At 72.0% G+C, this 7,642-nt stretch carries 8 protein-coding genes; 3 read left to right on the top strand and 5 right to left on the bottom strand.

Going from position 1 to position 7,642, the window contains the following annotated elements:
* Nucleotides 1-588: 588 nt before the first annotated feature.
* Nucleotides 589-1,284 (top strand): hypothetical protein, encoded by a 696-nt coding sequence (locus QLQ12_RS13490; RefSeq protein ID WP_282759887.1) that lies wholly within the window; start codon nt 589-591, stop codon nt 1,282-1,284.
* Nucleotides 1,281-2,186 carry a hypothetical protein gene (locus QLQ12_RS13485; RefSeq protein WP_282759885.1) on the top strand — a complete coding sequence of 302 codons (906 nt, stop codon included), beginning with the start codon at nt 1,281-1,283 and terminating at the stop codon, nt 2,184-2,186. Before QLQ12_RS13490 ends, QLQ12_RS13485 begins: the two co-directional genes overlap by 4 nt.
* 6 nt (nt 2,187-2,192) lie before the next feature.
* Here the strand turns inward: QLQ12_RS13485 and QLQ12_RS13480 are convergent, their stop codons facing one another.
* The 3 genes from QLQ12_RS13480 to QLQ12_RS13470 all read right to left on the bottom strand — a co-directional run bounded on the left by QLQ12_RS13480 (nt 2,193) and on the right by QLQ12_RS13470 (nt 5,500).
* The gene (locus tag QLQ12_RS13480) at nt 2,193-3,059 is read right to left on the bottom strand and encodes a hypothetical protein (protein ID WP_282759884.1); all 867 of its coding nucleotides are present in this window, start codon (nt 3,057-3,059) and stop codon (nt 2,193-2,195) included.
* Nucleotides 3,060-3,112: 53 nt separating this feature from the next.
* Nucleotides 3,113-4,804, bottom strand: coding sequence for a serine/threonine-protein kinase (locus tag QLQ12_RS13475; protein ID WP_282759882.1), 1,692 nt, complete (start codon nt 4,802-4,804; stop codon nt 3,113-3,115).
* A gap of 237 nt (nt 4,805-5,041) precedes the next feature.
* Nucleotides 5,042-5,500, bottom strand: a complete 459-nt coding sequence (locus tag QLQ12_RS13470; RefSeq protein WP_282759880.1) for a DUF4440 domain-containing protein — start codon at nt 5,498-5,500, stop codon at nt 5,042-5,044.
* A 36-nt stretch (nt 5,501-5,536) separates the two neighbouring features.
* Here QLQ12_RS13470 and QLQ12_RS13465 point away from each other — a divergent pair, with 36 nt between their 5' ends.
* The gene (locus QLQ12_RS13465) at nt 5,537-6,040 is read left to right on the top strand and encodes an HAD domain-containing protein (protein ID WP_282759878.1); all 504 of its coding nucleotides are present in this window, start codon (nt 5,537-5,539) and stop codon (nt 6,038-6,040) included.
* Nucleotides 6,041-6,246: 206 nt separating this feature from the next.
* Here QLQ12_RS13465 and QLQ12_RS13460 read toward each other — a convergent pair whose 3' ends face one another.
* Complete coding sequence (locus QLQ12_RS13460; RefSeq protein WP_282759876.1) at nt 6,247-6,489, bottom strand: Rossmann-fold NAD(P)-binding domain-containing protein; 243 nt, start codon at nt 6,487-6,489, stop codon at nt 6,247-6,249.
* 385 nt (nt 6,490-6,874) lie between these two features.
* Nucleotides 6,875-7,465, bottom strand: coding sequence for an AAA family ATPase (locus tag QLQ12_RS13455; protein ID WP_407651474.1), 591 nt, complete (start codon nt 7,463-7,465; stop codon nt 6,875-6,877).
* Nucleotides 7,466-7,642 lie beyond the last annotated feature (177 nt).

The raw sequence follows: 7,642 nt of genomic DNA, 5'->3' as shown, positions 1-7,642 counted from the left end.
CCGGCGGCGTCGGCGCATCGCCCGGGCGCGCGCTTTGGCGGCCTTGGCCTCGGCCCGCTTCTCGGCCTTCGTCTTGAACGGCTGACCGCCGGCGCTCTTGCGCGGCGGGCCGGCGGCGGCACGGGTGGCAGCCGCGGTACCGCGGCTCGCTACAGAATCGGGCACCGTCCGACGATACGACACTCGGCCCAGAACAGCCGACATCCGGCGCCGCGTCACCGAGATCAGGGATTTCACAGGGCTTCCGGCCGGCGACGCGTCCGGCCGCGCGGCGTCCGGCCGCCTGGCGGGCGGTCCGGCACAGGAGGCGTGTGAACGCGGGCGGTGAACCGCCGGCCGCGTGGCGCGTGAGCGGTTGAGCCAAGACGACGACGAGGCCCCCGACACCTGCCTACGCTAGGCGATGGCACGGCGATTCAGGGTGTGACCGGGTTTGTCGAGATGAGTGCGCCCGACGAGGCCGATGGCGGCTGCTGGATCGGACACCCGAGGTGTATCCGGTAGCGGACGCAGGGCGGAGCTCAGGCGTTGAGGCGACGAGTCGCATCGAATCAGGCGGTACCCGCGGGACTGACACTGCTGTCCTGCGTGATGCTGGCCGCCTGCAACAACCCTGCCGCCCGCGACACGCGGGACGAGCCCCCGGCGTCGCCTCCGGGGAGTGCGACGGCTGCCGTTCCCCTGGAGAGCGCGACGGCCGGCGCGGAAGCGTACGGCTCGGGCCGCAAGAAGTACTCCTGGAAAGACTCGCTGCCCAAGGGCGACGGCGGGGTGAACCAAGCGGCTCCTCTGTACTCGCGTCTGTACGAGGCCGACTGCGGCGGCGCGCAGCGATGGCTGAACCAGCCAGCGGGCGGCGCGGAGGGATGGAGCTTGTTGAGCAGTCCCCGGGACGTGTTGCTGTTCCAGGCCGCCATCTACTTCTGCCGTGGCGACGTGGCGGCTGGAAGGAAGATGTTCCGGCGCGCCGACCGGCACTCGGGAGAGTGGGCAGGTCTGGCCGGTGACCCGTACGCCTGCGATGTCTACAAGACCGCCGCCAGCGTCGTTCACCAGCGGCCGCGACGGGACTTCTCCTGCCCCGGTGGTACCGCACCGGCATGGGGCGACCCGCAGAAGAACCCGCTGAATCCCGCCGGGACTGGGAATCCGGATGAATCGGAAGAACCGCAGATCACGGAACCGGAACTGACCGAGACCACACCGTCGACCTCGGAGAACGACGGATCGAGCGCCCCGGCGGACAGCCTGCCGGATAAGCCGGAAGGCGCGCCGACGCCATGAGCGCTGTCCGACGGCGGCTCCAGCGCGAGACGGTCCTTCCTCCTCGCCGGCAGCCGCCCGGACCGCCGGTGACGCCGGCGAACAGCGAAGGCGTGGTGGGGCGGCTCAGCCTGCTGGCACTGGCCAATATCGGTGCGCTGACGGCATTGCTGGTCTATTTCGGCTGGCGTCGCAGCGAGACGCAGGCCCGAGCCCTGGGCATCGTGGAGAGCGTCCTCAGCATGACGACCCAGGAGTACGTGCTTCGCAGCGTCGGCCCGGTGTTCAACCTTCTGGCGCTGATCGGCGTCAGCGGCCTGCTGTGGATCGGGGTGGATGACGCCCTTCTGCGCTGGTCGGAGGGGTCGCCCACCGCCCGGCGGATGATCAGTCGCATCCTGGCCGGGGTGTGGCCGGCGCCGCTGCTGACGGTCTACCTCGCCGCCCAGTGGTGGGACAGCCAGGCATACATCCTGTTCCCACTCGGCATCGCGGCCGCCCTGTTCCTGGTCATGTACCGCATAGACCTGCGACAGCGGCTCGGTGGGGCGACGATGCCGGGATTCGCGCTCTTGCGCGGTTTCGTCGGTCTGTCCGCTGCCGCGTGCCTGTTCTGGTCGGCGTCCAATTACGCCCACGTCCTCGGTGAGGATCTGGCGCACGAGTTCTCCACGACGATCGAGAAGCAGGTGCGGGTGGTCGTCTACAGCTCAGCCCCGCTGCGCCTCACGGCGCCGGGCGTGCGCACCGACATCCTCGGCAAGGACAAGGAAGAGTTCCGGTACCGATACTCCGGTCTGCGGCTGATGGACCGGCGCGGCGGCAAGTACTTCCTGGTCTCGGACAGGTGGACGCGCGCCGAGGGTGTGGTCATGGTGCTGCGTGACGCCGACGCCATGCGAGTCGATTTCGTCAAAGGTTGAGCACCGTCAGCCGCGCCGGCAGCGGTAGGCGACCGGTGTGCCGGCCTGGAGCGGCGAGGGTTCGATGATGTTGACGGTGGCGGTCTCGGTGGTCGTGCCGACACCGCTGAACGTCCATTGGAGGGTGAGGGTGGCGGTGCGCTGGCCGCTGCCGACCTGTTCGGTGAGCACGACGCCCGGTGACGCGTTCGAACGGAACCACTGGTAGCGGATCACGCCGCTCCTGCCGTTGGTGCTCACGGTGGCGACCACGTCGACGGTGACATCGCAGCGGTTTCCGGCGGGCCGCGGGACGGTCACCGTGGCGCTCTCCACCACGAGAGGCCGGAGTCGTTGCCACACGTAGAACCCGACCACCACGACGAGCGCGAGGGTCAGCAGGCTGGACAGCAGCGACACCAGCCGGCGCCACAGCGGGCGACGCCGCCCGGCCGTGGGGGTGGCCGGCCAGCCGGGGGTGGCTACCGGAGCCGGCGGCACGCCGGGCCCGAAACGCAACTCGTGCTCGGCGCGCACGGTCGGCGCTGACGAGCCCAGGTGGACGGTCGGAGCAGTCGGGGAGCGGTGCACGGTCGGAGCAGTGGGAGACCCCTGCACGGTCGGAGCAGTGGGGAAGCCGTGCACGGTCGCGGCGGTCGAGGCGCCCTGCGCGGTCGGCGCAGGTGGCGGGATGCGCACGGTCGGAGCAGTAGGGGTCACGTGCGCGGCCGGGTTCGGCCCGGGCAGCTGCGCGGTCCGGTCGGACGAGCCGACGTCGACGGTCGTGTCCGGATCGCCGAGGTACACGGTGGGGACGGGGCGGTCGATGGTCGCCCACGGATCGGCGGGCGGCGGCATCGCCCGGTCGCCGAGGGGTTCCTCCGGCCGGGTCACGCCCGCCGTCCCCGCGTGGACACGTGCCTCTGTGCGGCAAGCACGGCGTGCTCCTAACCGGGGGTGCAGGTGTTGGAGAGGGTCACGTACGCCGGTGACGCCGACCGGGCCGAGTTTCCGGCCGCATCGACGGCGACGACGGAGACCGGAACGCGGGTGGCCGACTTCGGCATCGGCAGCGGGCCGAGCGTTCCCTGAAAGACGCCCCTGCCGGCCGATTTCATCGCGCCGGTCGAGGTGGCGCCGCCCAGGGTGTAGCGGAAGCTGACCTTCAGAGCGGCCGGGCCACTCTGGTCGTCGGTGACGGTGGCCGTGATGGTGCTCGTGCGAGCGCCGTACCGGCAGGTCTCGGCCTCCAGAGCCGACGGGCCGGCGCGGACGGCGCCGACCGCGGGAGCGGTGGCATCGGGCCGGGCCGAGGGCGAAGTGCTGGCCGACGGGGTCGGCGTGGGCGTGGTGGCGCTGGGCGACGGCACGCCGGTGGCCGAGGCGGAGGAGGACGGGCCGGGCGTGGCGCCCGGGTCCACCGGCAGCGTCGGACTGGTCGTCGCGGTCCGCGTCACCGAGCCGGCCGGGGTCGGCGAGGTCGATGAGGCCGACGGCGTCGCCGAGGCCGCCGGGGCGATCACGCTGGACGGTCCGGCCACCGCCGGATCGGCGGCGCCCGGGCTCGCCGGGCCTCCCGCGACGACCGGGTATTCGTCGGCGGCGGCGGCGTAGCGGTATCCCACCCCGCCGGCGAGCAGCGCCGCGACGAGGGCGCCGCTGGCCAGCACGGTCAACTTGCGGCCACGGCGGAGGACTCCGGGACGCCCGGGTGTGGCTTCCCCGAGCGTCGTTGCGGCGACGCTGGTGGCGCCCGCGGCGCCGTCGGGAAACGGCCACAGCGCGGCGAGCAGCGCGGCCCGGCGGGCCAGCTCGCGCAGCCCGCGGTCCTCCCAATCCGGGCCGTACGCGGCGCCGGCCACCCGCTCCAGCATGTCGAGGAACGCCAGGGCGTGCTGAGGCCGGTCGGCGGGTTGTTTGGCCATGCCGTGCCGGAGCAGGTCGTGCACCGGCGCCGGGGCCGGATCCGTCGGGATGGGCGCGTTGGCGTGCTGCTCGTGCAGGGCGAACAGGTTCGGCCCGTCGTACGGCGGGTTGCCGGTGAGGCACTCGAAGAAGGTGGCGGTGGCGGCGTAGATATCGCAGGCGGGCGTCGCGAGGGCGCCCGTCCACTGCTCGGGAGCCATGTAGCGGGGCGTGCCGGAGACCACGGTGTCGGCGCCCTGGCCGACTGGCGCGGCGATGCCGAAGTCAGCGAGCTTGCTCAGCCCTGCCCCCGTCACCAGCACGTTCTCCGGCTTGTAATCGCGGTGCACGACGCCGTGGGCGTGCGCCGCGCCCAGCCCGGCGAGGGAGCCCTTCAGCACCACCAGCGCCGCCTCGGGGGTGGTGGGGCCGTGCTCGCGCAGCATCTGGCGCAGCGACGCCCCGTTGACCAGCTCCATCACGATCGCCGCGCCGTCAGCGGACTCGATGTATTCGTACAGCCGGGAGACGTGTGGGTCGTTGATCACCCCGAGGAGCTGCGCCTCTTTCCGGAAGGCGGCCCGGAACGACGCCTCGTCCCCGAGGACGCGCACCAGATACTTGATCGCGACCGGGGTGCCGGTCTCGTCGTGGGTGGCGAGCACGACGCTGCCCGACGCGCCGGCGCCGAGCGGACGAACAGGCGTGTAGCCGGACAGCTGCCAGCCGCTCATTCGAGGCACTCCACCATCAGGGGGCGGATGTCTGCCTCCGCCGCGCCGACTCATTCTGGTCGCGAAGCGACTACCGGGGATCCGCGCAACGGCTGCTTTCGCCGACCGGATGGGCGACCCCGAGCGCCGTCAGGGCCGGATGTGTCCGGGATTGGGCCGGGATGCGGCACGGGCGATGGGATCCGGGCCGCCGTGGAACATGCGCTCGCTTGCCTGGCGGATGCCGAGGCCACTGGGCTAGCGGTAGCGGTCGGGAATGGTGAGTCCGGGCCGCTCGTCGTCCCACGCCATGGAGCTGATCTTCCAGCCGTGCGGAGTCCGGATGAACTGCGTCGAGATCATGCCGCGGCCCGTGAACGGGTCACCGCCGAGCACGCCGGACTTCGTGTAGGTGCTGAAGCGGTGCGCCACGTTGCCGAAGATCTCCGTGATCTCCGCGGTCTCCGCCTCCTCGAACGCGCTCAGCTCTCCCGAGTCGACCGACCGCTGTCTCGGCTCGACGAACTGCTCCACCGTCGCGATCTCGGGTTGGTCGCCGCTGTTCCTAATGAGTCGGCCGCCCTCGACGAACAGCTCGTGAAGCACGGGATATGCCGGACGCTGCCCGGACTCGAACGACACCGCCGCGAAGAACCGGCGGGTCAGCGCATCGAGCGCGGCGCGCACGGCATCGCGGTCCTCGGCCTCGGCGGTCATGGGCACCCCTCCACCTCTGCGATAGTTTCTCCCCCGATGATTACCAGAGACGACCGGCCGCTGCTCTTCCTGGACGTCGACGGACCGTTGATTCCGCTCCGTGCCCGGCCGGCCGGGCACCCGCTCGCGAGTGTCACCCCGAGGACGGCAGAGGCTCCGGGCAATCCGCTGGTGGATCGGCTTGACCCGGCGGACGGGCACCGATTGCTGGCGTTGGGATGTCAGCTGGTCTGGGCCACGACCTGGATGGCCGACGCGAACGAAGTCGTCGCTCCCCGGCTCGGGCTGCCGGTCTTGCCCGTGGTCGATTTCCCGGACGACGAGAGCCCCGAGCGCGGCCTGCACTGGAAGACGAGATTCCTCACCCGGCAAGCAGGCGGCCGCCCGTTCGTCTGGCTCGACGACGAGATCACCGGCGCCGATCAGCGATGGGTCCGAACCCACCATCAGGGACCTGCTCTCCTGCACCGCGTGGATCCCCTCGTCGGCCTCACCGATGCCGACTTCGCCGCGATCCGCCGATGGCTCGCCGCTCGATGACGCTGTCCTCACTGGGCGCCCAAGCGAGCGCTCGCGGCGACCGTCTCCTCGACGCCGCCGGGACCGCTCGACGCTTCGGTCATCCGCTTGCCGGGGTGCACCGGGATGCCCCGCGCGGTCGCCAGCTCCTGCAATGCCCGGTAGAGCGCGGCGCGGGTGAGGGATCGCGCCGGGCCATCGATCGGCCGGTGCCCGAGCCGCCGGCCCTAGGGGTCGAGTAGCCCCACCGCCCGCGCCGGGAACGACACCGCGTCCACCGCCTCGGCCGCGCCGATCCCCGCGAGCGCGGTCATGCCGTTGCGCATCACGGTGAGGAACGCGCCGGCGTCCGCGCCGCCGGACGCGTGCGCCTCGTACACCTCCGCCTCGATGCCGGCTGTCAGCAGGGCGAGCGCGGTCGCGGTCCCCGCGACCCCACCACCGGCGATGATCACTTTGCGTACGGCCATGTCCGCCATCCTGCCGCACCGTCCACTTCGCACGCCGCCCTCCCCGCGGAGTCAGAGCCGTGGGTGGCGGCACCCGGCCATCCGTTGACGGGCTGCCGACGGCGGTCTTCCCCGGCCGCCGGGCCGCGGTCATCGGCGGTAGCGTCGCCCTCTACACCGCATCGAGAGCCACATCGAGCGTCGGCTCCGCCGCATCGAGCAGCCCGCCGGTCCCTGACTCGCCGGATCCGGCTCCGGCGGATCTGACGGTGAAGTCGCGCCGCGGGGGGCCCACTCCATCGACGTGGACGTCACCTTGGCGAACGGAGCGCGTGGGAAGGGGACACAGCGCATCAGGGTGATTCCGTGACGGTGGCACGCCTGCGCTGTGCGCCGCGGCGCTGCCTCACACCACGGCTGAGCTGCCGGAGCTCTTCGCGGCGCAGCGCGGGCAGCGGGCCGGGCACGGTGTCAGGGCCGCGGCCGCGGCGAGACCGCTGCCGTGCAGGATCTCGGTGACCGCCTCCTCGAAGCCGGTGGTCTCCGAGATGACCCGCTCACCAGGGACCCCGAGCAGGTCACGACTGGTGTACCAGCCGCGCATCATGTCGGCGGTGACCGCGATCGGCTCCTCGCGGCGCCGGTGCCGGCGGACCGTCTCGTCGAACGACACGTCCAGGTAGAAGCACGCGGCCGGCCCGGTGTGCTCGGCGATCAGGCGGCGCAGCGGGCCGCCGTACTCCCCGGTGTCGAGGATGCCCTCCAGGACGACGTGGTAGCCGCCCTCCAGTGCCGCGCGGGTCGTGGCCGTGATGAACGACGGCGCCACCGCGTCGGGGCCGAGGCCGCCGTGCTCGCGCAGGATGATCCGGCGTAGGTGGTCCTGCTCGATCAGCGCGCAACCGCGCCCGTAACGGCGGCGTACCTCGCGTGCGGTCGTGGTCTTTCCGCTTCCGGAGTTGCCCCGCACGACGACCAGGGTGGGTTCGGAGCCGATCTCGCCGCCGAGCCCACCGTGGGGCACGGCCGCCGGGCCCGCCGCGTCGGGGGAGGAAGCCACAGTGGATTTTACCCTCGCCGGAGGGCTTGGCCTTGCCCCTGGGGCAGGGTTCGAGGATCTACGGCACGGAAGACATCGCTTCCCGGCCCCGGGCTCGCCGAGCCGGCGCCGGAA

Source organism: Actinoplanes sandaracinus (assembly GCF_030009775.1).
Classification (GTDB): domain Bacteria; phylum Actinomycetota; class Actinomycetes; order Mycobacteriales; family Micromonosporaceae; genus Actinoplanes; species Actinoplanes sandaracinus.
Note: the sequence above shows the minus strand (reverse complement) of the source record. Positions and strands in the feature narration are given on the sequence as shown.

What these genes read in the sequence shown, in the direction of transcription:
- QLQ12_RS13460 (WP_282759876.1), bottom strand. Translation starts at nt 6,489, where the DNA reads ATGGCCGTACGCAAAGTGATCATCGCCGGTGGTGGGGTCGCGGGGACC.
- QLQ12_RS13485 (WP_282759885.1), top strand. Translation starts at nt 1,281, where the DNA reads ATGAGCGCTGTCCGACGGCGGCTCCAGCGCGAGACGGTCCTTCCTCCT.
- QLQ12_RS13465 (WP_282759878.1), top strand. Translation starts at nt 5,537, where the DNA reads ATGATTACCAGAGACGACCGGCCGCTGCTCTTCCTGGACGTCGACGGA.
- QLQ12_RS13475 (WP_282759882.1), bottom strand. Translation starts at nt 4,804, where the DNA reads ATGAGCGGCTGGCAGCTGTCCGGCTACACGCCTGTTCGTCCGCTCGGC.
- QLQ12_RS13470 (WP_282759880.1), bottom strand. Translation starts at nt 5,500, where the DNA reads ATGACCGCCGAGGCCGAGGACCGCGATGCCGTGCGCGCCGCGCTCGAT.